Raw genomic sequence first — 22,844 nt, 5'->3', positions numbered from 1 at the left:
CCAGACCTGCCGAGGGCCATCCGCTCAGACCGAATCCGGAGCCCCGTTGCTGACCACCTCGCCACTGACCACCTCGCCACTGACTACCTCGCCATTGAAGAAATCGGCGAGCCGGCGGGCCTGCTCATCAAGGGGGGTGGGCCGTGCCGGCCCGGCTGGGCCAGGGGCCGCCGGCTGAGCTGCGGCGGGCGGCTGCGGTGCCGCGGGCGGAGTGGCCTGAACCGGGTCAGGGGGCTGGCCGGCGCTGGGCGCCGCCGACCCATGGGCCGGCGGCCCGGCCCCCCTGGATTCAACGGAAGGGGGCGGCGGCGCGGGCATCGGCGCCGGCTGGGCTTCGCCCCCCGCTTCCAGCGTCACCTGGCGGGGGCTGCCGAGGGCGCCCGCCACCGCCTTCTCCAGCAGGGGCAGTCGGCTCTGCACCATGGCCATCCAGGTGCCGGCCACCCGTACCACCGCCCGCCGTTCGTCGAGGCGGATCAGCTGGGCCTGCTGGGAGAGGAGCATCCGGGTGGAGGGCAGCTCAAGCCCGGCCAGGATCTGTTGCCACAGCTCCGCCAGATTCTCTGCCGCGGGCATCGCGGTGGGCGGGGCGGCCTCTGGTGCAGGTGCTGGCGAAGGCACCGCGTGCACCGCAGGAGCGGTCGCATCGGAGGCGGCGGAGGGAGCCGGGGCTGCCGCCGCGACCGCCACGGGCTCGGATCTGCGAACGGGAGCCTGGGCCTCCCCCCTGGCCTGGGGCTGGGCCACCGCTGCCGGAGCGGTGGCGGCGGGCTCGGCCAGGAGTCCCAGCACCAGCACCTCAAGCCACAGCCGCGGCTGCACGCTGAGACGCAGCTGCTGCTCGCTGCCCTTGAGCTGGGCCTGCCAGCGGAGCAGGCGTTCCTTGCCGATGCGGCGAGCCACCTCCGGCAGCCTGGGCCGCAGTTCCGGCGACACCCCGGTGAGTTCCAGCCGGTCCGGCGCCACCCCGGCCAGCAGCAGATCCCGCAGCAGGCCCGCCAGTCCCTGGAGCACGGCGGAGGGTTCCCGGCCCCGATCCAGCAGTTCGCGGCAGCCCTCCACCACCTGAAGGGGATCGGCGGCGGCCATGGCCTCGGCCAGCTGCAGCAGCTCCAGCTCCGGCACCACCCCCAGCAGGTCCCACACCGCGCCGGCGCCGATCGGCGCCGGCAGCAGGCTCAGCTGGTCGAGCAGGCTTTCGGCGTCCCGCAGACCCCCCTGGGCCCGCTGCGCCACCAGCTGCAGGGCCTCCGGGGTGATGCCGATGCCCTCTTCGGTGGCGATCCAGCGCAGGTGCCCCTCCAGGGGCTCCAGAGGGATGCGCCGGAAATCGAAGCGCTGGCAGCGGCTCAGGATCGTGGGCAGCACCCGCTGGGGATCGGTGGTGGCCAGCACGAACACCACCCGCGGCGGCGGCTCCTCCAGGGTCTTGAGCAGGGCGTTGAAGGCGGCGGTGGAGAGCATGTGGCACTCGTCCACCACATACACCTTCCAACGGGCCTGGACCGGGGCGAAGCGGGAGCGCTCGATCAGCTCGCGGATGTTGTCCACACCGGTGTTGGAGGCGGCGTCGATCTCGATCACGTCGAGGGCGTTACCCGCGGCGATGGCCGTGCACAGCTCGCAGATTCCGCAGGGTTCGGGGGTGGGGCCGGTGCTGGCCAGGCAGTTCAGCGAGCGGGCCAGGATCCTGGCGCTGGAGGTCTTGCCCGTGCCCCTTGGGCCGCTGAACAGGTAGGCCGGGGCGATGCGGTTCTGACGCAGGGCCTGGATGAGGGTGGCCGTGACGGCCTGCTGCCCCACCAGCTGGTCGAAGCGCTGAGGCCGGTACTTGTGATGCAGGGGCTGGTAGGGCTGTGCCATGGTCTTCGGATTTCGGGTCCCGGGTCAAACGGTTGGTCGGGAAGCAGGGTGAGATCCTTTCGCCAGGCTTTTCATGATCGGCCAGCAGGCGCTGTGACAAGGGGAGGCCGGTGCATCAGCCGCTGAATCGGGCTGGGGCTGGCCAGGGGAAGATGGGGACTGGATGAATGAAGGGAGTGCGATGATGAGGAGGTTGAATGAGAAGAATGCGGCGGGAATGCACCTCTCTGAGGTTCAATGACTGGTAGGTCACCACCCGAGGCCCACGGGCTTTCCCAGCTCAGGCTCATGGGGCCACCGCAGTGTCTGTGGCCGAACAATGCTATCTTGTAACCGACGGTGATGGCCAGAGCTGCGCTCTCGCCGGTAGCCATCACCGACGAGTCATTCCCTGGCAACTTCTCGCTTCACCTCGGGCAGATTCGCATCTTCCAGGCCAGCTTCCATGTCGACGCCGATTCCCTCCTGTGTCGTCGTCGTCCCGCTCCATACGTTCCAGCTTCCGCGCAATGAAACACGCGCGCTGTTGAATGCCTTTTCGAAGCTGAAGAACTTTGAGTTCATTCTGTTACACAAAGCCAGTCAATCTCCTGCAGGCTTTCTGAAGGACCTCTCCATCGCAGCCTCCGCCCAGTTGCGCGTCAGCACGCGTTCGGTTCCCGATGGGGATCTGGCTTCCGTTGCTGCTTACAATCAGCTGCTGATGCGAGCGGACTTCTATGAGATGTTCGCCGCCTGGGATTATATTCTTGTGTTCCAGCTGGATGCCTGGATATTCAATGACAGCCTCTGCGACTGGCTTGTAAAAGGTTACACTTATGTTGGGGCTCCCTGGACTGGTGAATTGGGAGAAGATACGCCGGATACGGGTGTGGGAAATGGAGGTCTTTCCCTGCGAGCTGTCGATGGAATGATCAGGATCCTCCGTTCCCGGGCCTTTCACTCCAGCCCCGTTTTTCGGTCGTCGGACCTGGCCTTTCGCCTGAAGCTTTTCACGCGTTATGGGGATTTCCCTGTCCGCCGTAGACCGCTTCTGTTCCTGAAGCGTCTGGGCGCTTTCTTTGCCATGTCCTGCGGCTGGAGGAACACGTTGCGCCATTACGTGAACTGCCAGGTTCAGGAGGATCATTTCTTTGGGATTTATGCACCTCATGTTTATCCATGGATGCTGATTCCAGGGCTTTGGGAGGCAGCCTGCTTCTCGATTGAAACGAATCCTCGTGCTACCCATGCCCGAATCAGTCCCTCCACACCATTGGGATGCCATGCCTGGGAAAAGCATGACAAAGCGTTCTGGCTGAACACCTATCCCCATGAATTCTCCGACATCGAATGATGGGCGAAGCTCGTTTCGATGCTCAAGCGCCTAACCTGCGATGGCGACCTTTGATGCACCCACCAGCGGACTCCAGCGTCGATCGCCTTCTTCCTCTCGCAACTGGGCCAGGATGGTCATGACTTCCGGGATCAGCCGACAGCCTCTGATTTCCATCATTCTTCCAACGCTCAACTGTGCCCACATCATCGATAAGGCTCTGACGTCAATCCTGACCCAGACCTTTCGAGACTTCGAGGTGATCCTGGCCGATGGGGGCTCTGCCGATGGAACGCTGAATCATGCCATCCAGCATCTCGCCTCTGCCGGTGTGACGGTGCGGGCAATCATTTCAGCAGGAGCCGGCATTTATGCATCCATGAACGAGGCGTTGCAGCTCGCCCGGGGTGATTGGGTCTACTTCATCGGTTCCGATGACCGCCTGATGGCGGACGACACGCTGGAGCAGATTTCAGGCCACCTGATCAAGGCCTCTCAGCATGTTGTGCATGGTGACATCTGGGTCGAAAGGCCTGGCTATGTCTTCGGCGGAGCGTTTCCCTTGTCAAGACTGATGCTGAAAAACTTCAGTCATCAGGCCGCGTTTTACCGACTGCAGACGTTTCGTCGCCATGGCTTGCGCCTGAATGAGAAGTATCGAATCTACGCCGACTGGGACATGAATCTCAGATTGTCTGCCCTTGGTCCGTTTCTGTATGTTCCACAGGTGATCGCCAGCTTCGGCTGTGATGGTCTCTCGGCGAACCATAGCGATGCCCTCTTCATGGCCGACAAGGAGGCCAATGTCATCGACTACTACGGCTGGCGAGCGTTCTTGCTTCTGTCCCTCGATCGTCTGGCCCTGGGATGCCGCTGTCGTCCGCATCCGCTGAAGTCCTCGCTGTTTCTGATCAGCCGGATCGTGCGCTCGCCGCTGCATCGCCTCCGCAGAACCATGGCTGGCGGGCAAGGCAGATCAGCTGGTTAGGGATCATCCCCCGGCTCCAGCAGCCGCTGCAGCCGCTCTTCCATCTCCTCCACCGCCGTCAGCTGGTCAGCCAGGTTCTGGGCCGCCAGCCGCGCCTTTGTGAGCGGATCGCTGGCCACTGTGATCACTCCGGTTCCGTCCCCCCAGCGCCGTTCTGCCCTGGCCAGTTCCTCCTCCAGCCGCTCCATCAGTCGCTGCCGGAGGCCATCAAGCTGCTCCAGGGTCTGCAGGGCGAGCGCCCGGCCCCGGGCAATCTGCTCCGGGTCGAGGCCCGTCGCCAGGGTCTCGGCCAGACCCTGGCCCTGGCGCAGCAGCACCTTTGCCCCGCTCAGCAGGGCCGCCGGTACGAACTGGCCGAGGGCCAGGGCGCCGAGGCTGCCGGTGTGCAGCCAGCCCTCCACCTGGGCGCTGCGATGGCGCCCGGTCTTGCACCAGTGGGCGAAGTGCTCGCAGTTGTTGAACAGCAGGTTGTACCGCTGCTCGCCGATGCGTCCCATGGCCCGGCGCAGGGTGACGCCCACCGGGGAGCAGCTCCCCTCCGGATAGCTCACGGTGCTGATCGTCTCCCCCCGGCTGAAGTCATCGCGGCTGCTGCGAAGAATCTCCCGGCCCTCCAGGTAATGGGCCACGGTCCCGTCTCCCAGGTCGATGCCGTGGTGGAGGAACAGGCCGTGCTGGCGGGACGCCTGCAGGTGGTCGGCGGCGGACAAGGCGGGGGAGAAGGCAAGGGTTCCAGCCTCGCGCCACCGGGGCGGTCTCTTCAGCCCCATGCCGGTACGGATGGCCGCTCCCGCCGGGCTGCCCGGCGCTGGATTCAGGCCGTGGCCTGTTCGCCCCGGTGGCCGTCCAGTTCGGCTGCGGCGTTGATCGGCAGCACCTTGGCCTTGCTGCGCTGTTCCACCAGTTCCCGGGTGATGGTGAAGCTCTGCACGTCCCGGCGGGAGGGCAGGTCGTACATGACGTCGAGCATCAGTTCCTCGACGATGCCCCGCAGGGCCCGGGCGCCGGTCTTGCGGCGATGGGCTTCGGCGGCGATGGCCTCGACCGCGCCCGGCTCGAAGTCGAGCCGCACGTTGTCCATGCTCAGGAGGGTCTGGAACTGCTTCACCAGGGCGTCCCTGGGTTCGGTGAGGATCGCCTCGAGGGCGGAGGTGTCAAGGGGTTCGAGCACGGCGCTCACCGGCAGCCGACCGATGAATTCGGGGATGAGCCCGTAGCGCACCAGGTCCTCCGGTTCGAGATGGCGCATCACCTCGCTGGAGTGGCGGTCCTTGCCGGGCCGCACCCTGGCCCGGCCATCGGTGGGCAGGAAGCCGATCGCGTTGCGACCCATCCGTTTCTGCACCAGGTCCTCCAGTCCGACGAAGGCTCCACCGCAGATGAACAGCACCTGGCTGGTGTCGATCTGGATGCAGTCCTGGTAGGGGTGCTTGCGGCCCCCCTGGGGGGGCACGTTGGCCACCGTGCCCTCGAGCATCTTGAGCAGGGCCTGCTGCACTCCCTCACCGGAGACGTCGCGGGTGATGGAAGGGTTTTCGCTCTTGCGGGCGATCTTGTCGATCTCATCGATGTAGATGATCCCCCGCTGGGCCTGATCCACGTCGAGGTCAGCCTTCTGGAGCAGACGCAGCAGGATGTTCTCCACGTCCTCGCCCACGTAGCCGGCTTCGGTCAGGGTGGTGGCATCGGCCACGGCGAAGGGCACATCGAGCATCTCCGCCAGGGACTGGGCCAGCAGGGTCTTGCCGCAGCCGGTGGGACCGATCAGCAGGATGTTCGATTTGTGCAGTCGGGTGGCTGTCTGGTCCGTCTCGCCCTTGCCATCCCCCTGCCAGGCCAGCCGCTTGTAGTGGTTGTAGACCGCAACCGCCAGTACCTTCTTGGCCTCCTCCTGGCCCACCACCTGCTGGTCGAGGAAGGACTTGATCTCCTGGGGCCTGGGGATGGTGGCCAGGGTGGGGGCCGGTCTGGGGGATTTCTTCGGCGGCGCCTTGCGACCTCCATCCGCCGTGGGACGGCTCTGGGGACCATGGCCGTGGTGCTCGACCAGCTCCTCGTCGAGGATCTCGTTGCAGAGATCGATGCACTCGTCGCAGATGTAGACGCCCGGTCCGGCGATCAGCTTCCGCACCTGTTCCTGGGACTTGCCGCAGAAGGAACACTTCAGATGGGCGTCGAACTTGGCCATCGGCGAGGAGGCGGCGGGAGCGGCGTTGGGCGTCCTGGACGTGATCGGGACGGGAGTCCGTCCCCCAGGATCGACCCCAACCGCCGTTTTGTCAGTCGTCTCGGAGGATCGGACCGGTGGCGGAAGGACGGCGTCTAGGTGACGGCGGGGTCGGGAGCGTCATCGACCACCCGGTCGATCAGTCCGTATTCAACCGCCTCTGCCGGCGAAAGGAAGTAGTCGCGGTCGGTATCTTCAGCGATCTTGTCGAGGGGCTGGCCGGTGTGCTCGGCCATCAGACCGTTGAGCGTGTCCTTGAGGAAAAGGATTTCCCGGGCCTGGATCTCGATGTCCACCGCCTGCCCCTGGGCACCCCCCAGGGGTTGGTGGATCATGATCCGGGCGTTGGGCAGGGCCAGGCGCTTGCCGTGGGCCCCGCCGGTGAGCAGGAACGCTCCCATGCTGGCGGCCAGGCCATAGCAGATGGTGACCACGTCCGGAGACACCTGCTGCATGGTGTCGTAGATGGCCAGGCCGCTGGTCACCGACCCCCCAGGGGAGTTGATGTAGATCTGGATGTCCTTCTCGGGATCCTCGGCCTCCAGGAAGAGCAGCTGGGCCACCAGGGAATCGGCCACCTGATCGTCGATGCCGGTGCCCAGGAAGATGATCCGCTCCCGCAGCAGGCGGGAGTAGATGTCGAAGGCGCGGTCGCCGCGGCCGGACTGCTCCACCACCGTGGGAAGCACCCCCGGAGCGGCCGACGGACCGTGGCCCTCCATGGCGTTCCAGGGGCGAGGTCCCTGCCAGAGGTTGCTGACGGGGTGGCGCCGGGATCCTCCGGGGCCCGCCACGGCTGGGGGCACCCCGGGGGGGGTCAGGGGCGGTCGGGCATCGATCACGCGGTCTCGCAGGCGGACAGGGAGTGGCCTCAATCTATGGCTGGGCGGCTTCCTCCTGAGCGCCGGCGTCTCCCTCCTCCGCGGCCGCCTTCTTCGTCTTCGCCTTGGTCTTCGCCGCCGGCTGGGTCGCCTCCGACTGCTCCCCGGCGCCGGCCGCCTCCGCTTCGCTGTCGTCCGGTGCCTTCTCGGTGATCGTGCTGTTGGCCTCCAGCCACTCCAGCAGCGTCTCCTTGAGCAGATCCTCGGCCACGGCCAGCCGCAGGCGCTCAGGGTCGATGGCGGCGCTGTCGCTCAGGCCCTGGCGGATCTCGCTCAGCCTGGCCTCCAGATCGGCTGCGGCCACCTCGATGTTCTCGGCCGCAGCCAGGGCCTTGAGGGCCAGGGTGCGCCGCAGCCGCTGTTCGGCTTCGGGCCGGGAGGTGTCCATCAGGCTGCGCACCAGATCGGGGGTGAACAGTTTCTTGACATCCATGCCCTGCTGGGAGATCTGGCCGGCGGTCTGCTCGATCAGGTTGCGCACCTCCTGCTGGATCAGGGTTTCGGGCAGTTCCACCTCCAGTTGCTCCACCAGGACCGTCAGCAGGGCTTCGTGGCGGTTGGAGCGATGGCGACGCTCGGCCTCCTCCCGCAGGCGCTCCTCCAGGTCGGCGCGAAGCTCGGCCAGGGTCGACTTGTCGCTGGCCTGCTGGGCGAAGCCATCGTCCAGGGCGGGCAGTTCCCGGGTCTTGAGTTCGAGCAGGGTGATGGAGAAGCGGGCCTCCCGCCCCGCTGCCGTCTCCTGGGGGTAGGAGTCCGGGAAACGGCAGGACACCTCGCGGGTCTCGCCGACGGCCATGCCGAGGATGCCGGCGACGAAGCCGGGGATCATGCGGCCCTCCTCCAGTTCCACTTCCATCCCCTCGCTGCTGCCGCCCTCGATGGCTTCGCCGCTGTCCACGAAGGTGCCGCTGAAGGCGATCTGGGCCACGTCGCCCTCGGCTGCGGTCCGGTCCTCCACCGGCACCAGGGTGGCCAGCTGACGGCGGGACTGCTCGATCAGCTCATCCACCCGGGCGGGGTCGAAGGGCACGGGTTCGGCCTCCGCCGTGAGCCCCCTGGTGCTGCGCAGGCTGGGGCACGGCTCCACGTCCATCTCCAGGGTGATGGTGAGTTCCTCCCCCGGGGTGTAGCGCTCGAGAACCAGCTCGAAGGCCTCGCTCAGCACGGGGCGGCCGATGGCTTCGATGGCCTCCTGCTGCATCGCCTCCCGCACCACCGCGTCGACCAGGTCCTCAAGCGCTGTGGCACGGATCCGCAGCGTTCCGATCTGCTGGAGCAGCACCGGGCGGGGCACCCGGCCCTTGCGGAAGCCGGGCAGCTTGACGCTGCGGCTGAGCTTCTCCAGGGCGGTGTCGTAGCTCTTCTGGCTGCGTCCAGCCGGCACGGCGACCTCCACCGCCACACGACTTCCTGGCCGCGGGGAGGTGGTCACCCGGAGGTTGGCATCGGCGCTGGCGGTGCTGGCGGCAGGACTCATGAAACAGGGCTCGCGCGGGACAGTCCCCCATCCTAGAAACTGGCCGTTCCGGGCTTCCACCACGTATTGTGCGATCGACGCACCGGCGCGCCCATATTCCCAATCAGATCCGTCCTTTCCGGCCAGCGAGCCGGAGGTTCGGGTCAGCCATCCTTTCTGATTCAGCGTTTCTCCCGAGCTCCACCCACCTCTCAGCTTCCCGCTCCTTCTCCGGATCCCTGCGCAAGGCTTCGTTCCGGGCCCAGTCTCCAGATCGCCGCCCCTCTCCCGACCCGCCACCTGTCCCTTCTCCCCCCGTTGACCGTCTCAGCGACCCTCTCCTCCCCTCCGCGCCATCTGCCGCGGCGGCCCCTGCGCATCGCCATCCTCGGCGCCACCGGTGCCGTGGGCCAGGAGCTCATCGCCCTGCTCCAGGAGCGGGCGTTTCCCGTCGCCGAGCTGCTGCCGATGGCGTCGCCCCGCTCGGCCGGCCAGGAGCTGGCCTGGCAGGGAGAACCGCTTGAGGTGCTGCCTGTCGGGCCCGAGTCCTTCGAAGGCGTCGATCTTGTCCTGGCCTCCGCCGGGGGCTCCGTCTCGAAACAGTGGGCCCCGGTGGCCGTCGCCGCCGGAGCGGTGGTGATCGACAACTCCAGCGCCTTCCGGATGGATCCCGCCGTGCCCCTGGTGGTGCCCGAGGTCAACCCCGAGGCCGCCTTCGACCACGGCGGGATCATCGCCAATCCCAACTGCACCACCATCCTGCTGACGGTGGTCCTGGCACCCCTGGCCGCCCGTCGGCCGATCCGCCGCGTGGTGCTCAGCACCTACCAGTCGGCCAGCGGTGCTGGCGCCCGGGCCATGGAGGAACTGCGCAGCCTCAGCCGCACCGTGCTCGAGGGGGGCGAGCCGGTGAGTGAGGTGCTGCCCCACTCCCTGGCCTTCAACCTCTTCCTGCACAACTCGCCGCTGCAGCCCAACGGCTACTGCGAGGAGGAGCTGAAGATGCTTCATGAAACCCGCAAGATCATGGGTCTGCCGGAGCTGCGCCTCTCGGCCACCTGTGTGCGGGTACCGGTCCTGCGGGCCCATTCCGAAGCCGTCAACATCGAATTCGAAGCACCCTTCCCCGTGGAGGAGGCCCGCACCCTGCTGGCGTCGGCGCCCGGGGTCGAGCTGATCGAGGACTTCCGGGCCAACCGGTTTCCCATGCCCACCGACGTCACAGGCCGCGATGCGGTGGCCGTGGGCCGCATCCGCCAGGATCTCAGCGACCCCAACGCCCTTGAGCTCTGGCTCTGCGGCGATCAGATCCGCAAGGGAGCCGCCCTCAACGCCATCCAGATCGCCGAACTGCTTCAGGAGCCGTCGGCCCCCGCTCCTGGAGGTGCCGCTTGAGCACAGCCACTCTGCCGGCACCGAGCACCGCTCCCTCTCCGGAGGCCCCGTTCGGACGGCTGCTCACCGCGATGGTCACCCCCTTCCGCCAGGACGGGGCCATCGATCTGGACCTGGCCGCCCGCCTGGCCGACCACCTGGTGGCCAATGGGTCCGATGGGCTGGTGCTGTGCGGCACCACCGGCGAATCCCCCACCCTCACCTGGCAGGAGCAGCACGAGCTGTTCGCCGCTGTCAAGGGAGCGGTGGGAAACCGGGCCAGCCTGGTGGCCGGCAGCGGCAGCAACTGCACCGCTGAAGCGGTGGAGGCCACCCATGAGGCGGCGGCCCTCGGCGCCAATGGCGCCCTGGTGGTGGTGCCGTACTACAACAAGCCGCCCCAGGACGGGCTGGAGGCCCATTTCCGGGCGGTGGCCAAGGCCGCGCCGGAGCTGCCTCTGATGCTCTACAACATTCCTGGTCGTACCGGCTGCAGCCTGGCGCCGGACACCACAGCCCGGCTGCTCGACGTGCCCAACGTGGTGGGCTTCAAGGCCGCCAGCGGCAGCACCGACGAGGTCAGCCAGCTGCGGGCCCTCTGCGGCGACCGTCTGGCCATCTACAGCGGCGACGACGCCCTCACCCTGCCGATGCTGGCCGTGGGTGCCGTGGGTGTGGTGAGCGTGGCCAGCCACCTGGTGGGTCCCAGGATCCGGACCATGCTCCAGTCCTTCCTGATCGGCGACGTCGCCGCCGCTCTGGACGAGCACCAGCAGCTGCTGCCCCTGTGCAAGGCCCTGTTCTGCACCACCAACCCCATCCCCGTCAAAGCCGCCCTGGAGATCAGCGGCTGGCCCGTGGGCGCCCCCCGTCTTCCCCTGCTTTCCGCCGACACATCCGTGCGACAACGCCTCTCCTCGATCCTGGCCGCCCTGCGTCCCACCTGACGCCAAGGCTGATGTCCAGAGTCACCTCCGCCTCACGACTCCGCTTCACGACTCCGTTTCACCGCGACCAGCTCCACCGGACCCTTTCAACCGTCCTTTTCCCACCCATCTTTCCCCCTTCATGACAAGTCAGAACGCCAATCCCATCGTCCGCAACGGCCAGGGTGCCAAAACCAGCCACCAGGGCCTGAAAGTCATTCCCCTCGGCGGCCTCCACGAGATCGGCAAGAACACCTGCGTCTTCGAGTACGGCGATGAGCTGATGCTGGTGGATGCGGGCCTGGCCTTCCCCAGCGACGGCATGCACGGCGTCAATGTGGTGATGCCCGACACCAGCTACCTGCGCGAGAATCAGAAGCGCATCCGCGGCATGGTCGTCACCCACGGCCACGAGGATCACATCGGTGGTATCCCCCACCACCTCAAGAACTTCAACATCCCGATCATCTACGGCCCCAGGCTGGCCATGTCGATGCTGCAGGGCAAGATGGAGGAGGCCGGTGTCACCGACCGCACCACCATCCAGACGGTCGGCCCCCGCGATGTGGTCCACGTCGGCCAGCACTTCAAGGTGGAGTTCATCCGCAACACCCACTCGATGGCCGACAGCTTCACGCTGGCCATCACCACGCCGGTCGGCGTGATCATCTTCACCGGTGACTTCAAGTTCGACCACACCCCGGTGGATGGTGAAACCTTCGACATCCAGCGTCTGGCTCACTACGGCGAGCAGGGCGTCCTGTGCCTGTTCAGCGATTCCACCAACGCCGAGATCCCCGGTTTCACCCCTCCGGAACGGTCCGTGTTCCCAAACCTGGATCGCCACATCAGCCAGGCGGAAGGCCGGGTGATCATCACCACTTTCGCCAGCTCGATTCATCGTGTCTCGATGATTCTCGAACTGGCGATGAAGAACGGTCGCAAGGTTGGGCTGCTGGGCCGTTCCATGCTCAACGTGATCGCCAAGGCCCGGGAGCTCGGCTACATGCGTGCCCCCGATGATCTGTTCGTTCCCATCAAGCAGATCCGTGATCTTCCCGATCGTGAAACTCTCCTGCTGATGACCGGAAGCCAGGGCGAGCCCCTGGCTGCTCTCAGTCGCATCTCCCGCGGCGAGCACCCTCAGGTTCAGGTGAAGTCCTCAGACACGATCATTTTTTCCGCCAGCCCGATCCCTGGCAACACCATCTCGGTGGTGAACACCATCGACCGGCTGATGATGATGGGCGCCAAGGTTGTCTACGGCAAGGGCGAGGGCATCCACGTCTCCGGCCACGGTTGCCAGGAGGACCACAAGCTGATGCTGGCGCTGGCCAAGCCGAAATTCTTCGTGCCCGTGCACGGCGAGCACCGCATGCTGGTTTGCCATTCCAAGACGGCCCAGTCGATGGGTGTGCCGGCCGATCACATTCTGATCATCGACAACGGCGACGTGGTGGAACTCACCCCGGACACCATCAACAAAGGTGAGCCTGTGAAGGCCGGCATCGAACTGCTCGATGCCTCCCGCAACGGCATCGTCGACGCCCGGGTGCTCAAGGAGCGCCAGCAGCTGGCCGAGGACGGTGTCATCACCCTGCTGGCGGTGATCACCACCGACGGCGTGATGGCGGCGCCGCCGCGGGTGAACCTGCGTGGAGTGGTCACCGCCGCCGATGCCCGCAAGCTCTCGGTCTGGGCGGAACGGGAGATCGGCTGGGTGCTGGAGAACCGCTGGAACCAGCTGGCCCGCAACACGGGCGGCAAGGCCCCCGACGTCGACTGGGTGGGTGTGCAGCGGGAGGTGGAGCTGGGCCTGCAGCGCCGCCTGCGCCGGGAACTGCAGGTGGATCCGCTGATCATCTGTCTGGTGCAGCCCGCCCCCGCCGGCACGCCGGCCTACAAGGGCCGGGCCGATGCCGAACCCGACACCCGTCCGGCTCCCCGCGGTGGCCGTCGCGATGGCGGTCGGGACGGTGGTGGCCGTCAGGCTGCCGCCGTCGTGCCCCAGCGCCAGCTGGTGACGGTGGCCTCCCAGGCGCCGGCCGCCTCCGCCGCGCCGGCCCCAGCTCCTGTGACTGCCCCGGTCAGTACCGCCCCCGAGGAGCAGGAACCGACCGGTCGCACCCGTCGCCGGCGCTCCGCCGCCTCCGCCGGCTGAGGCCCCCGGAGGGCCTCAGCCGATCCGCACCAGCATCAGGCCGCTGAGCAGTTCCTCGTCGTCCGCTTTGAGTGGTTCCTTGGCCACGGTGGGGCCCGGGGCCGGCTCCTTCCAGGTGAGCTCCAGCTCCTCGGCCAGGGCAGGGTCGGCCTGGTGCAGTTCGATCAGTTCGGGCTCCTCGACCACTTCCGGGATCAGGGATTCCTGGCTCCAGGGGGCGGCAGGTTCCTCCCCCGTCGGGGCCACCGGTGTCACAGCCGGAGCCGGAGTCTGTGGGGATGCTGCTGCGGCTGCGCTCAGCCAGGGGGCTGCCTGGTTGACCGCAGTCGGAGGGGGCGCAGCGGCTGCCGCAGCCGGAGCCGGTGCGGCGAACGGTGATCCGCCGGCGGCACCGCTGAACGGCGGCGCGCTCGTCGGGGCTACCACCTGACCGACGGCCTCCGGGGGGCTCACCTGCGGTTCGGGGGCGGGCACAGGGGCGGCAGGCTCGTTCTCGACGCACTGCTTGAGACCCTGCTCCGCGATCTTGGCCAGGGCGGCTTCACCGCTGTCTCTGGCCACGGCTTCGTAATACCGGGCCGCCTCGGCCTTGTCGGCGAAGCCGTAGAGCTGGGTGTGGCCCAGCAGCAGCTGCAACCGCATCCGCAGTCCCAGAAACTGGGGGTTGCCCGCCTGGCGCAGTTGCCGCAGCAACCCTTCGCCGTCGCGGCGGACCGTGGCCCAGTCCTCCCGGGAGTAGGCCTGTTCGATGACCGCGTAGCGCTGGGCGGTATCGGAGGCGGCGGGCTCAGCCATGAAGCACGTCGGGGGATCGGACCCACAGTGTGCGGCGATCCCAGTGCAGTTGCCATCCTCCGGCCAGATCCAGACGTCCGGGATCCGCGCTGCCCGCCAGCCGGCCCACCAGCGTCTCCAGCGTGCGTGATCCCGGATCCCTGCCCAGCCATCCGCGCAGCCAGTGCTGCAGCAGCCGGCGCTGGCTGGCCGCGGCGAGCCTGACCAGGCGCCCCCGTTGCAGCCGATCCCGGGCCCCCTCCAGCAGCAGTCCCTCCAGGGCCAGTTCCAGCACCTCCGCTTCCGCTTCTGACTGCCGTTCCAGCCGTTCGGCCTGGGCACTGATCCTTCGGCTGGCGCCCGGATGCAGGGCCTCCAGCACCGGGATCACCTCGGCCCGCAGGCGGTTGCGGGCAAAGCGGGGATCCTCGTTGCTGCTGTCGTGCCAGACGGGCAGGTCCCGTTCCCGGCAGATGCGGCCGGTGTCCTCCCGGTCGAAGACCAGCAGGGGCCGCACCAGCAACAGGTGGGGGGCTCCTCCCCCGGGGCCCTGGCCGCAGCCTTCCCCCCTGGACAGGGGCCGGCTGGCCCCGAGGCTGGCCAGGCCGCGCAGGTGACTGCCGCGGGCCAGGTTGAGCAGCACGGTCTCGGCCCGGTCGCTGGCCGTGTGACCGGTGATCACCCGGCTGCACCGCAGCCGGAGCGCCGCCTCGGCCAGCCGGTCGTAGCGCCAGCGGCGGGCAGCGGCTTCGCTGGCGGGGATCGGCTCGGCCCGATCGAGCCCCAGAGGCAGCCCCTGGCTTCGGGCCCAGAGGGCCAGCGTCGCGGCCTGGTGCGCCGACTCCTCTCGCCAGCCGTGATCCCCGTGCCAGAGCTGCAGGCGCCAGCCATGCAGGGGCTGCAGATCCTGCAGCAGGGTGGTCAGGACCATCGAATCCTGCCCCCCGGACACCGCCAGCAGCAGGGAGCCCCCCGCAGGCAGCAGGCAGGGCCGCCGCAGCAGGTGCCGGTGCAGCCGGTCCTGGTCGGCGCCCCAGGGACGCCGCTGGTGTCCGTGGCCGGATGGGAGAATCACGTCACGATTGCCTGCGCCCGCCGATGACCCGCCTCTCCAGCCTGCCCACCGCCCTGCAGCAGGCCATCGGCCAGCGGCGGCTGCTGAAGGTCATCGCAGGCCTCGACACTTTCGATCCGGCCTGCGTGGCGCGGGTGGCAAAGGCCGCGGCCGCCGGCGCCGCCGATCTGGTCGACATCGCCTGTGATCCGTCCCTGGTGCGCCTGGTGGCGGCGACGGCGCCGGGCCTGGCCATCTGCGTTTCGGCGGTGGATCCCGCCCTGTTCCCGGCGGCGGTGGCCGCCGGCGCGGCCATGGTGGAGATCGGCAATTACGACAGCTTCTACCCCCGGGGCCGGGTCTTCGGGGCCGCCGAGGTGAGGGAGCTCACCCGCCGCACCCGGGAGCTGCTGCCGGAAACGGTGCTGTCGGTCACCGTGCCCTATACCCTTCCCCTCGATGGCCAGGAGCGGCTGGCCGTGGATCTGGTGGCCGACGGCGCCGACCTGATCCAGACCGAAGGCGGCACCAGCGCCCGGCCCTTCAGTGCCGGTGCCCTGGGCCTGATCGAGAAGGCAGCGCCCACCCTTGCGGCTGCCCATGCCATCAGCCGGGCGGTGGCGGTGCCCGTGCTCTGTGCTTCTGGCCTGTCGGCCGTCACGCTGCCCATGGCCCTCGCCGCCGGTGCCGCCGGGGTGGGCGTCGGCTCCGCGGTCAATCGGCTCGATGACGAGCTCGCCATGGTGGCGGTGGTCCGTGCCCTGCGGGAAGCGATGCCGCGGATTGCGATGGTTCATGGCGATCGACCTCAGTAGGGTGGTGCTGCTGCCGCATCCTTCCCCATGGGCTCGTTCGCCTGGCTGTTGCAATGGCCCGTCCGGGCCCTGATCCTGCTGCTGGTGGCCAAGCTGCCCGTGGGGATGCAGATGGCGAGTTTCCCCGTCGCCCTGCTGTCGGCCATCGTCATCGGTCTGCTGGGCACCCTGCTGATCGTTCCACTCAAGCTCCTGCTCGGCCCCGTCTGGTTCGTGAGCTCCCTGGGCGGGCTGATCAGCCCGGTGTCGTTCCTGTTCAACTGGCTGATCACCATCGTCCTGTTCGGCCTTGCCGCCTGGCTCATTGATGGCTTCCGCCTGCAGAACGGGCTGGTCAGCGCCATCCTCGGGGGTCTCGCCTACAGCATCTTGAGCAGTGTCGTGCTGCGCTTCATCGGCCTTGAAATCCCGCTCACCCGCGCCATGGGGGCGGCGGCAGGCCTGGGCTGAGCGGCTCGCTCCGCCAGGACGCTGCCCCGGCTTCGGCGCCAGAATGGTCGGATGCCTTTCCAGCTTCACGCCCCCTACGAACCCAAGGGTGACCAGCCCACCGCCATCGAAGCGATGGTGAAAGGCGTCAAGGGCGGGGAGCGCTTCCAGACCCTCCTTGGCGCCACCGGCACGGGCAAGACCTTCTCGATCGCCAACGTCATCGCCCAGACGGGCCGCCCCACCCTGGTGCTGGCCCACAACAAGACCCTGGCGGCCCAGCTCTGCAACGAGCTGCGGGAGTTCTTTCCCCACAACGCCGTCGAATATTTCATCTCTTATTACGACTACTACCAGCCCGAGGCCTATGTGCCGGTCTCGGACACCTACATCGCCAAGACCGCCTCGATCAACGAGGAGATCGACATGCTGCGGCACTCGGCCACCCGTTCGCTGTTCGAGCGCCGGGACGTGATCGTGGTGGCCTCGATCAGCTGCATCTACGGCCTGGGCATCCCTTCGGAATACCTCAAGGCCGCCGTCAAGTTCGAGGTGGGAGAGAAGCTCGACCTGCGCGGCTCCCTGCGGGACCTGGTCAACAACCAGTACTCCCGCAACGACATCGAGATCAGCCGGGGCCGGTTCCGGGTGCGGGGCGATGTCCTGGAGATCGGTCCGGCCTATGAGGACCGGCTGGTGCGGATCGAGCTGTTCGGCGACGAGGTGGAGGCGATCCGCTATGTCGACCCCACCACCGGTGAGATTCTCCAGAGCATGGAGACCATCAACATCTACCCGGCCAAGCACTTCGTGACCCCCAAGGAGCGGCTGCAGGGGGCGATTCAGGCGATCCGGGCCGAAATGCGGGAACGGCTCGACGTGCTCAACGGCCAGGGTCGCCTGCTGGAGGCCCAGCGCCTGGAGCAGCGCACCACCTACGACCTGGAGATGCTGGAGCAGGTGGGCTACTGCAACGGGGTCGAGAACTACGCCCGCCACCTGGCGGGCCGGGAGGCCGGCACCCCGCCTGAATGCCTGATTGACTACTTCCCTGACGACTGGCTGCTGGTGGTGGATGAGAGCCACGTCACCTGCTCCCAGCTGCAGGCCATGTACAACGGCGATCAGAGCCGCAAGCAGGTGCTGATCGAGCACGGCTTCCGTCTGCCCAGCGCCGCCGATAACCGGCCTCTCAAGGGAGACGAGTTCTGGACCAAGGCGCGTCAGACCATCTTCGTCTCGGCGACCCCGGGCGCCTGGGAGCTGGCCCAGAGCCAGGGCCAGGTGGTGGAGCAGGTGATCCGCCCCACCGGCGTGCTCGATCCGATCGTGGAGGTGCGCCCCTCCGAGGGTCAGGTCGACGATCTGCTCGGCGAAATCCGTGTGCGGGCCGATCGCCAGGAGCGGGTGCTGGTCACCACCCTCACCAAGCGCATGGCGGAGGACCTCAGTGACTATCTGGCCGAGAACGGGGTGCGGGTGCGCTACCTGCACTCAGAGATCCATTCGATCGAACGGATCGAGATTCTCCAGGATCTGCGCAACGGCGTCTACGACGTGCTTGTTGGGGTCAACCTGCTGCGGGAGGGCCTCGACCTGCCCGAGGTGTCGCTTGTGGCGATTCTCGATGCCGATAAGGAGGGCTTCCTGCGGGCGGAACGCTCCCTCATCCAGACCATCGGCCGGGCGGCACGCCACATCGACGGGGTGGCGCTCCTCTATGCCGACAACCTCACCGACTCCATGGCCAGGGCGATCTCCGAGACCGAACGTCGTCGGGTGATCCAGCATGCCTACAACGAACGCCACGGCATCACCCCCACCCCAGCCGGCAAGCGGGCGGGCAACTCGATCCTCACCTTCCTCGAGCTCTCGCGCCGGCTCACTGACGACCAGCTGGAGGTGGCGGTCGACCAGGCCGAGCACAACGAGGTGTCCCTCGATGCCCTGCCCGAGCTGATCACCCAGCTGGAGGAGAAGATGAAGGCGGCGGCGAAGAGCCTGGAGTTCGAGGAGGCCGCCAACCTGCGCGATCGCATCAAGACCCTGCGCCAGAAGCTGGTGGGCAGGCCCTGAGTTCTACAGCCCGCGCTTGTCGAGGGCCTCGGCCAGCCGGTTGGCCGCGGCCGCCAGTTCGGCCTGGGGATCGGGGCCCGCATCGGCGGCCTTGGCTTCCTCCTGGCGCTTCATCGATTCGATCGCCCGCACGATCAGGAACACCACGAAGGCGATCACCAGGAAGTTGATCAGGGCCACGATCACGGCACCGGCGGGCCAGGCGTTGATCGAATCCACGTTCGCCGCCTTCAGGGCCGGCTCCAGCGCCGTCGTCATCACCAGGCTGACGACCGCATCAACCACTTTCCCGAAGGCGCCGCCGATGATCACGGCCACCGCCAGATCGACCACGTTGCCCTTGTTGATGAACGCCTTGAAGTCGCTCAGAAAGGACGCTTTACCGCTTCGGGCCATCGGTTTCGTTGGGGAAAGGATTCCATTGCTAATAATGCCCGCGGGCCATGGCAGCCCCGGATGGCCGTTCTTGATCGAAGCCGACCGTTTCTCCGGCCAGCCGCTCAGCCGCTGGCCAGGGGCTCTTCGGCGTTGTTCAGCCCGTTGGCCTGGCGGTGAAAGGCGATCAGTCCGGCGGCGGCCACGGGGCGGGAGAAATGGAACCCCTGGCCCGCCTGGACGCCGGCATCGAACAGAACCTGCAGCTGGTGCGCCGTCTCGACACCTTCGGCGATCACCGTGAGCTGGGACGACCAGATCAGAGCGGCAATCCCTTCGAGCCACTCCGGCCGCGGCTCATCCGGTGTGATCTGGGCGATCAGGCTCCGGTCCAGCTTGATGGTGTCGAACGGGCAGCGGCTGAGCACGGCCAGATTGGCGCCCCCCCTGAGGGTCACGTCGTCGAGGGCGACCCTGGTGCCCAGCTGCATGGCTCCGGCGAGTCCCTGCAGAGCCAGGCCATCCGGCAGCCCCCGCTCGGTGAGCTCCAGGATGATCTGGCTCGCCAGGTCCAGGAGCCCGGCCTTCACCGCCGCGTAGTAGAGCCCGCCCCGCCCGGGGATCTCCGGAGGCACATTGATGGCGAGATGACACTCACGGTGAGCCAGCAGCCAGGCCCTCAGTTCCTCTGCCGCTGTCTCGATCACCCAGTAGGTGAGCACCCCGGAGGCGGGCGTGTTCTCGATCAACGGAATGAAATCGGCGGGGTTGACCAGGCCGGACGGTCGCCGCCAGCGAATCAGCGCCTCCGCACCGATGCAGCGCAGGTCATCGAGGGAAAGGATCGGCAGGTATTCCAGAAAGAACTCCCCTCGAGCCAGGCCCTCCGCGATCTCCTCGGGTTGGATCATCGAAACCGCCGCTGCACGATCAGGATCACGGGCTGACGTCGCTGGGTCAGGTTAATGAGCGCTGTCACGCCGATAGCGAATAGCCATCAGGTGCCACCCCAGCCAGGGCCTCACTGCAGCAGATCCTCCTCACGGGGAGGCGTTAGAGGGGGCGGTTCCCTCCGGCAGGGGCTCAAGGCGCAGGAGTGCACCATCGCCAGCCCCATCGGTGAGCACATAGAGAAAACCATCCGGACCCTGGCGCACGTCCCGCACCCGGGCACCGATGGGGATCGTCTGCTGGTCCCGCACGGCTCCCTGCTGATCCAGCACGAGGCGGTGCACCTGCCGCGACACCAGCCCTCCGGCGAAGAGGTCGCCCCGCCAGCCGGGGTAGCGATCGCCGGTGTACAGCGTCAGTCCGGAGGGAGCGATGGCTGGGGTCCAGACCACCTCCGGATCCCGCAGACCCGGCGCGCTGGTGGCTTCGGCAATGGCGGGACCGAAGTATTCGCGGCTGTGGGTCACCTTCGGCCAGCCGTAGTTCTCCCCCTCTTCGATGCGGTTGAGCTCGTCGCCGCCCCGGGCGCCGTGTTCGCTTGCCCACACCCGGAGATGGAGCGGGTCCAGCGCCAGGCCCTGGATGTTGCGGTGGCCGAGGCTCCACAGTCCGGGCAGGGCACCGGGGGTGGCGGCGAAGGGGCCGTCCGCGGCGGGGGTGCCGTCGGCGTTGAAGCGCAGGATCTTGCCGAAGGCGCTGGCCGGATTCTGGGCCTGGTTGCGGATCAGTTCGCCCCCCAGCCGGATCGGGGGGTTGCCGCCATCGCCGATGGCCATCAGCAGGGTGGTGTCAGGCAGCCACAGCAGCCGGGAGCCGAAGTGCTGGGCGCCCCCCTTCAGCTGGGGAACCGCGTAGAGCACCTTCAGGTCCGACAGGGTCCGTCCCTCGAAGCGGGCCCGGGCCAGCCGTGTGTGATTGGCGGTACCGCTGCCGGCGGAGTAGGTGAGGTAGAGGAGCCTGTTGCTGGCGAAATCGGGATGGGGAGCCACATCCAGCAGCCCTCCCTGGCCCACGGCGAACACCTCCGGCACCCCCGGGATCGGCTGCGCCTCCAGCACACCGCTGCGCACCAGGCGAAGCCTTCCCGGCCGTTCCGTGATCAGCAGGTCGCCCCCCGGCAACCAGGCCACTGACCAGGGGTGCTCCAGCCCCTGCACCACCGGCACGGCACGCACCCTCACCGCCGGGGTGGAAGGGGCCACCTGGACCGGCAGCGTGCTGCCCGGGGAGGGCCCTGCGGCGTCCCGGCAGCCGCCAAGGAGAGGGACCAGGGCGGTCAGGGCCAGGCAGCTCAGGATCGTGCGTAGGTACAGGGGCATGGACGACACACTCCGGTTTCAGCCCTTTATGGCCAGGGCCTGCCGCTCCGGCTCAGCGGGCCGGCGGCTGATCTCCAGCAGCACCAGATCGCGCAGATCGTGCAGCAGGGTGAGCTCTTCGGCACTGAGCTGGCGCGGACGGGTGTCGATCAGGCAGAGGGTGCCCAGGCAGGTGCCGTCGTCGAGGATCAGCGGTGCGCCGGCGTAGAACCGGATCCGGGGTTCGCCGAGCACCAGGGGGTTGTCGGCGAAGCGGTCGTCGAGCCAGGTGTCCGCCACCACCAGGTCGGCCTTGCGGCGCACGGCATGGGAGCAGAAGGCCAGATCACGGGAGGTCTCGCGGCGGGCCAGGCCCTGACACGATTTGAACCACTGCCGTTCCGCGTCGATCAGGCTGATCAGCACGATCGGCACGTCGAAGGCGGCAGCGGCGATGCGGGTCAGACGGTCGAAGCGTTCCTCCCGTTCCGTATCCAGCAGGCCCAGTCGCCGCAGCCGCTGCAACCGTCGTTCCTCATCCTCCGGCGGCCGGGCCCGCTCCCAGCGGCAGGCGCTGCGCAGGGCCCAGGCCCGGATCCTGGCGCGCAGGTAGCTCTCCGAGGCGGGCAGCACCAGCCACTCCCCCACCAGGGGATCCTCTCTCCGGGCCAGCCTCTCCTGCCGCGCCAGCATCAGGATGGGAATGCCGGCCGCGGCCGCACCGGCGCCCTCCCGCAGGCGACGGGCGAGCTGGGTCCCGTCGCACCCGGGGGGAGCCTGCTCCAGCAGCAGCAGGGAGGCGCCCCCGCGCGCGAGCAGGTCCGTGAGCGCGGCTTCGCTGTCGGCCACCGCGCAGGGCAGGCCCTCCAGGCGCAGAGCCGTGGTGAGAGCGGCCTCCAGATCATGATCCGCCACCCGCACCAGCACCGGAAGGGCGGCGTGATCGTTCGTGAGGGCCGCACGGGCGGAGCCGGCCTCCGTGTCGGTGCTGCGGCCTTCGGCGGCCTGTGCACCGCAGACCCTCACGGTCAGCCCCTCCGAGGCGGCCATCACCTCGAGGGGGGAGCCCCGGTCCCGCAGGTCGGCGCGCACGCCCGCCAGGATGAGGTCGATGGCCGCGTCGTTGCGCAGCGGGTCATGGTGGGTGAGCACCAGCCGGGCCACCCCCGCTTCCTCGCAGATGCGCACGGCGTATTCGACCGAACTGTGGCCCCAGCCGAGCTTGGCCGGAAAGTCTGTGGCGGTGTACTGGGCGTCGTGGATGACCAGATCGGCGCCTTCGATGAACTCCGCATAGCGCCGGTCCTGGCCGGCCACGGGCCCGATGCCGCTGGCCAGCTCGGCTGCATGGGGTTCGTGGTCGCAGCAGTAGACGACCGTGGCTCCGTCGGCCTGGAGCCGGTAGGCCAGGGTCAGGGCGGGATGGTTGAGGTAGTGGGTCGTGATCGTCACCTCCCTGATGCGGAAGGTGCCTTCGAGCAGGTCGTGGTATTGGACTGTGGCCGCAAACTGGTCGAGGGTGACCGGGAAGTAGGTGTGCTGCATCTGGCCGGAGAGCACGCCGCGGATGCTCCCCGAGAGGCCGCTGGGTCCGAAGACGTCCCAGGAGTGGCCGGGGGCGAAGAAGGGGGCGAAGAAGGGAAAGCCCTGGATGTGGTCCCAGTGGGTGTGGCTGATCAGCAGGGACCCTTCCATGCCCTCAGGGCGCTCCCGCATCAGGGCCTGGCCCAGACCATGGGCTCCGGTGCCGCAGTCGATGACCAGCAGGGTGCCGCCGTCGGAGCGGACCTCCACACAGGAGGTGTTGCCGCCGAAGCGGAAGGTGTCCCGGCCGGGTTTGGCGATCGACCCCCGGGTGCCCCAGAACCGAACCAACATGCC

General features: G+C 67.9%; 19 protein-coding genes. 8 read left to right on the top strand and 11 right to left on the bottom strand.

What is annotated here, in order from left to right; all coding sequences use genetic code 11:
- Positions 1 to 24 precede the first annotated feature (24 nt).
- Entirely contained in the window at positions 25 to 1,863 is a 1,839-nt protein-coding gene (locus tag KUG41_RS11590) for a DNA polymerase III subunit gamma/tau (RefSeq protein ID WP_216904249.1), read from the bottom strand.
- A gap of 445 nt (positions 1,864 to 2,308) precedes the next feature.
- On the opposite strand from KUG41_RS11590, the gene KUG41_RS11585 reads away from it, so the two are divergent.
- Both KUG41_RS11585 and KUG41_RS11580 read left to right on the top strand, forming a co-directional pair.
- Complete coding sequence (locus tag KUG41_RS11585) at positions 2,309 to 3,199, top strand: DUF5672 family protein (protein ID WP_216904247.1); 891 nt, start codon at positions 2,309 to 2,311, stop codon at positions 3,197 to 3,199.
- A 40-nt stretch (positions 3,200 to 3,239) separates the two neighbouring features.
- Positions 3,240 to 4,166, top strand: a complete 927-nt coding sequence (locus KUG41_RS11580; RefSeq protein ID WP_216904246.1) for a glycosyltransferase — start codon at positions 3,240 to 3,242, stop codon at positions 4,164 to 4,166.
- Here the strand turns inward: KUG41_RS11580 and KUG41_RS11575 are convergent.
- The 4 genes from KUG41_RS11575 to tig all read right to left on the bottom strand — a co-directional run bounded on the left by KUG41_RS11575 (position 4,163) and on the right by tig (position 8,751).
- Positions 4,163 to 4,876 (bottom strand): lecithin retinol acyltransferase family protein, encoded by a 714-nt coding sequence (locus KUG41_RS11575; protein WP_216904245.1) that lies wholly within the window; start codon positions 4,874 to 4,876, stop codon positions 4,163 to 4,165. The genes KUG41_RS11580 and KUG41_RS11575 overlap by 4 nt on opposite strands.
- Positions 4,877 to 4,980: 104 nt before the next feature.
- Positions 4,981 to 6,354, bottom strand: coding sequence for an ATP-dependent protease ATP-binding subunit ClpX (clpX, locus tag KUG41_RS11570; protein ID WP_216904244.1), 1,374 nt, complete (start codon positions 6,352 to 6,354; stop codon positions 4,981 to 4,983).
- A gap of 134 nt (positions 6,355 to 6,488) precedes the next feature.
- Complete coding sequence (gene clpP, locus KUG41_RS11565) at positions 6,489 to 7,115, bottom strand: ATP-dependent Clp endopeptidase proteolytic subunit ClpP (protein ID WP_216904354.1); 627 nt, start codon at positions 7,113 to 7,115, stop codon at positions 6,489 to 6,491.
- Positions 7,116 to 7,269: 154 nt separating this feature from the next.
- Positions 7,270 to 8,751 carry a trigger factor gene (gene tig / locus KUG41_RS11560; RefSeq protein WP_216904243.1) on the bottom strand — a complete coding sequence of 494 codons (1,482 nt, stop codon included), beginning with the start codon at positions 8,749 to 8,751 and terminating at the stop codon, positions 7,270 to 7,272.
- Between the two features lie 297 nt (positions 8,752 to 9,048).
- Here tig and KUG41_RS11555 point away from each other — a divergent pair, with 297 nt between their 5' ends.
- The 3 genes from KUG41_RS11555 to KUG41_RS11545 all read left to right on the top strand — a co-directional run bounded on the left by KUG41_RS11555 (position 9,049) and on the right by KUG41_RS11545 (position 13,191).
- A complete protein-coding gene (locus tag KUG41_RS11555) occupies positions 9,049 to 10,125 on the top strand; it encodes an aspartate-semialdehyde dehydrogenase (RefSeq protein ID WP_216904242.1) in 1,077 nt (358 codons plus the stop codon).
- Positions 10,122 to 11,051: a 4-hydroxy-tetrahydrodipicolinate synthase gene (gene dapA / locus KUG41_RS11550; RefSeq protein ID WP_216904237.1), complete on the top strand. Its 930-nt coding sequence runs from the start codon at positions 10,122 to 10,124 to the stop codon at positions 11,049 to 11,051. Before KUG41_RS11555 ends, dapA begins: the two co-directional genes overlap by 4 nt.
- 121 nt (positions 11,052 to 11,172) lie before the next feature.
- Positions 11,173 to 13,191: a ribonuclease J gene (locus KUG41_RS11545; protein WP_254217182.1), complete on the top strand. Its 2,019-nt coding sequence runs from the start codon at positions 11,173 to 11,175 to the stop codon at positions 13,189 to 13,191.
- Positions 13,192 to 13,206: 15 nt separating this feature from the next.
- Here KUG41_RS11545 and KUG41_RS11540 read toward each other — a convergent pair whose 3' ends face one another.
- Together KUG41_RS11540 and tilS are read right to left on the bottom strand one after the other, a co-directional pair.
- On the bottom strand, positions 13,207 to 13,986 hold the full coding sequence (locus KUG41_RS11540; RefSeq protein WP_216904235.1) for a hypothetical protein: 780 nt from the start codon (positions 13,984 to 13,986) through the stop codon (positions 13,207 to 13,209).
- Positions 13,979 to 15,040 (bottom strand): tRNA lysidine(34) synthetase TilS, encoded by a 1,062-nt coding sequence (tilS, locus tag KUG41_RS11535; protein WP_371734128.1) that lies wholly within the window; start codon positions 15,038 to 15,040, stop codon positions 13,979 to 13,981. Before tilS ends, KUG41_RS11540 begins: the two co-directional genes overlap by 8 nt.
- A 23-nt stretch (positions 15,041 to 15,063) precedes the next feature.
- Between tilS and KUG41_RS11530 the strand changes: the two genes are divergently transcribed.
- Genes KUG41_RS11530 through uvrB form a run of 3 tightly spaced genes read left to right on the top strand, consistent with a single transcriptional unit; the run spans position 15,064 to position 18,339 of the window.
- Positions 15,064 to 15,834 carry a DUF561 domain-containing protein gene (locus KUG41_RS11530; protein ID WP_216904234.1) on the top strand — a complete coding sequence of 257 codons (771 nt, stop codon included), beginning with the start codon at positions 15,064 to 15,066 and terminating at the stop codon, positions 15,832 to 15,834.
- Positions 15,835 to 15,861: 27 nt separating this feature from the next.
- Positions 15,862 to 16,284, top strand: coding sequence for a phage holin family protein (locus tag KUG41_RS11525; RefSeq protein ID WP_216904232.1), 423 nt, complete (start codon positions 15,862 to 15,864; stop codon positions 16,282 to 16,284).
- A gap of 51 nt (positions 16,285 to 16,335) precedes the next feature.
- Positions 16,336 to 18,339: an excinuclease ABC subunit UvrB gene (gene uvrB / locus KUG41_RS11520; protein ID WP_216904230.1), complete on the top strand. Its 2,004-nt coding sequence runs from the start codon at positions 16,336 to 16,338 to the stop codon at positions 18,337 to 18,339.
- A 3-nt stretch (positions 18,340 to 18,342) separates the two neighbouring features.
- On the opposite strand, the gene mscL is transcribed toward uvrB, so the two are convergent.
- The 4 genes from mscL to KUG41_RS11500 form a co-directional block, all read right to left on the bottom strand.
- Positions 18,343 to 18,735: a large conductance mechanosensitive channel protein MscL gene (mscL, locus tag KUG41_RS11515; RefSeq protein ID WP_216904228.1), complete on the bottom strand. Its 393-nt coding sequence runs from the start codon at positions 18,733 to 18,735 to the stop codon at positions 18,343 to 18,345.
- Between the two features lie 104 nt (positions 18,736 to 18,839).
- Positions 18,840 to 19,625 (bottom strand): EAL domain-containing protein, encoded by a 786-nt coding sequence (locus tag KUG41_RS11510; RefSeq protein WP_216904226.1) that lies wholly within the window; start codon positions 19,623 to 19,625, stop codon positions 18,840 to 18,842.
- Between the two features lie 129 nt (positions 19,626 to 19,754).
- The gene (locus KUG41_RS11505) at positions 19,755 to 20,984 is read right to left on the bottom strand and encodes a PQQ-dependent sugar dehydrogenase (RefSeq protein ID WP_216904224.1); all 1,230 of its coding nucleotides are present in this window, start codon (positions 20,982 to 20,984) and stop codon (positions 19,755 to 19,757) included.
- Between the two features lie 18 nt (positions 20,985 to 21,002).
- The gene (locus KUG41_RS11500; protein ID WP_216904222.1) at positions 21,003 to 22,841 is read right to left on the bottom strand and encodes a GAF domain-containing protein; all 1,839 of its coding nucleotides are present in this window, start codon (positions 22,839 to 22,841) and stop codon (positions 21,003 to 21,005) included.
- Between the last annotated feature and the right edge of the window lie 3 nt (positions 22,842 to 22,844).

This window comes from Synechococcus sp. CCY 9618 (assembly GCF_019038415.1).
Classification (GTDB): Bacteria; Cyanobacteriota; Cyanobacteriia; order PCC-6307; family Cyanobiaceae; genus Cyanobium.
The sequence above is the reverse complement of the archived record's forward strand: the minus strand, read 5'-3'. Positions and strand labels throughout refer to the sequence as shown.

What these genes read in the sequence shown, in the direction of transcription:
- KUG41_RS11505 (WP_216904224.1), bottom strand. Translation starts at nt 20,984, where the DNA reads ATGCCCCTGTACCTACGCACGATCCTGAGCTGCCTGGCCCTGACCGCC.
- KUG41_RS11500 (WP_216904222.1), bottom strand. Translation starts at nt 22,841, where the DNA reads ATGTTGGTTCGGTTCTGGGGCACCCGGGGGTCGATCGCCAAACCCGGC.
- tig (WP_216904243.1), bottom strand. Translation starts at nt 8,751, where the DNA reads ATGAGTCCTGCCGCCAGCACCGCCAGCGCCGATGCCAACCTCCGGGTG.
- KUG41_RS11525 (WP_216904232.1), top strand. Translation starts at nt 15,862, where the DNA reads ATGGGCTCGTTCGCCTGGCTGTTGCAATGGCCCGTCCGGGCCCTGATC.
- KUG41_RS11545 (WP_254217182.1), top strand. Translation starts at nt 11,173, where the DNA reads ATGACAAGTCAGAACGCCAATCCCATCGTCCGCAACGGCCAGGGTGCC.
- KUG41_RS11585 (WP_216904247.1), top strand. Translation starts at nt 2,309, where the DNA reads ATGTCGACGCCGATTCCCTCCTGTGTCGTCGTCGTCCCGCTCCATACG.
- KUG41_RS11590 (WP_216904249.1), bottom strand. Translation starts at nt 1,863, where the DNA reads ATGGCACAGCCCTACCAGCCCCTGCATCACAAGTACCGGCCTCAGCGC.
- KUG41_RS11580 (WP_216904246.1), top strand. Translation starts at nt 3,240, where the DNA reads ATGGCGACCTTTGATGCACCCACCAGCGGACTCCAGCGTCGATCGCCT.
- mscL (WP_216904228.1), bottom strand. Translation starts at nt 18,735, where the DNA reads ATGGCCCGAAGCGGTAAAGCGTCCTTTCTGAGCGACTTCAAGGCGTTC.
- KUG41_RS11540 (WP_216904235.1), bottom strand. Translation starts at nt 13,986, where the DNA reads ATGGCTGAGCCCGCCGCCTCCGATACCGCCCAGCGCTACGCGGTCATC.
- KUG41_RS11530 (WP_216904234.1), top strand. Translation starts at nt 15,064, where the DNA reads ATGACCCGCCTCTCCAGCCTGCCCACCGCCCTGCAGCAGGCCATCGGC.
- KUG41_RS11510 (WP_216904226.1), bottom strand. Translation starts at nt 19,625, where the DNA reads ATGATCCAACCCGAGGAGATCGCGGAGGGCCTGGCTCGAGGGGAGTTC.
- clpX (WP_216904244.1), bottom strand. Translation starts at nt 6,354, where the DNA reads ATGGCCAAGTTCGACGCCCATCTGAAGTGTTCCTTCTGCGGCAAGTCC.
- clpP (WP_216904354.1), bottom strand. Translation starts at nt 7,115, where the DNA reads ATGGAGGGCCACGGTCCGTCGGCCGCTCCGGGGGTGCTTCCCACGGTG.
- uvrB (WP_216904230.1), top strand. Translation starts at nt 16,336, where the DNA reads ATGCCTTTCCAGCTTCACGCCCCCTACGAACCCAAGGGTGACCAGCCC.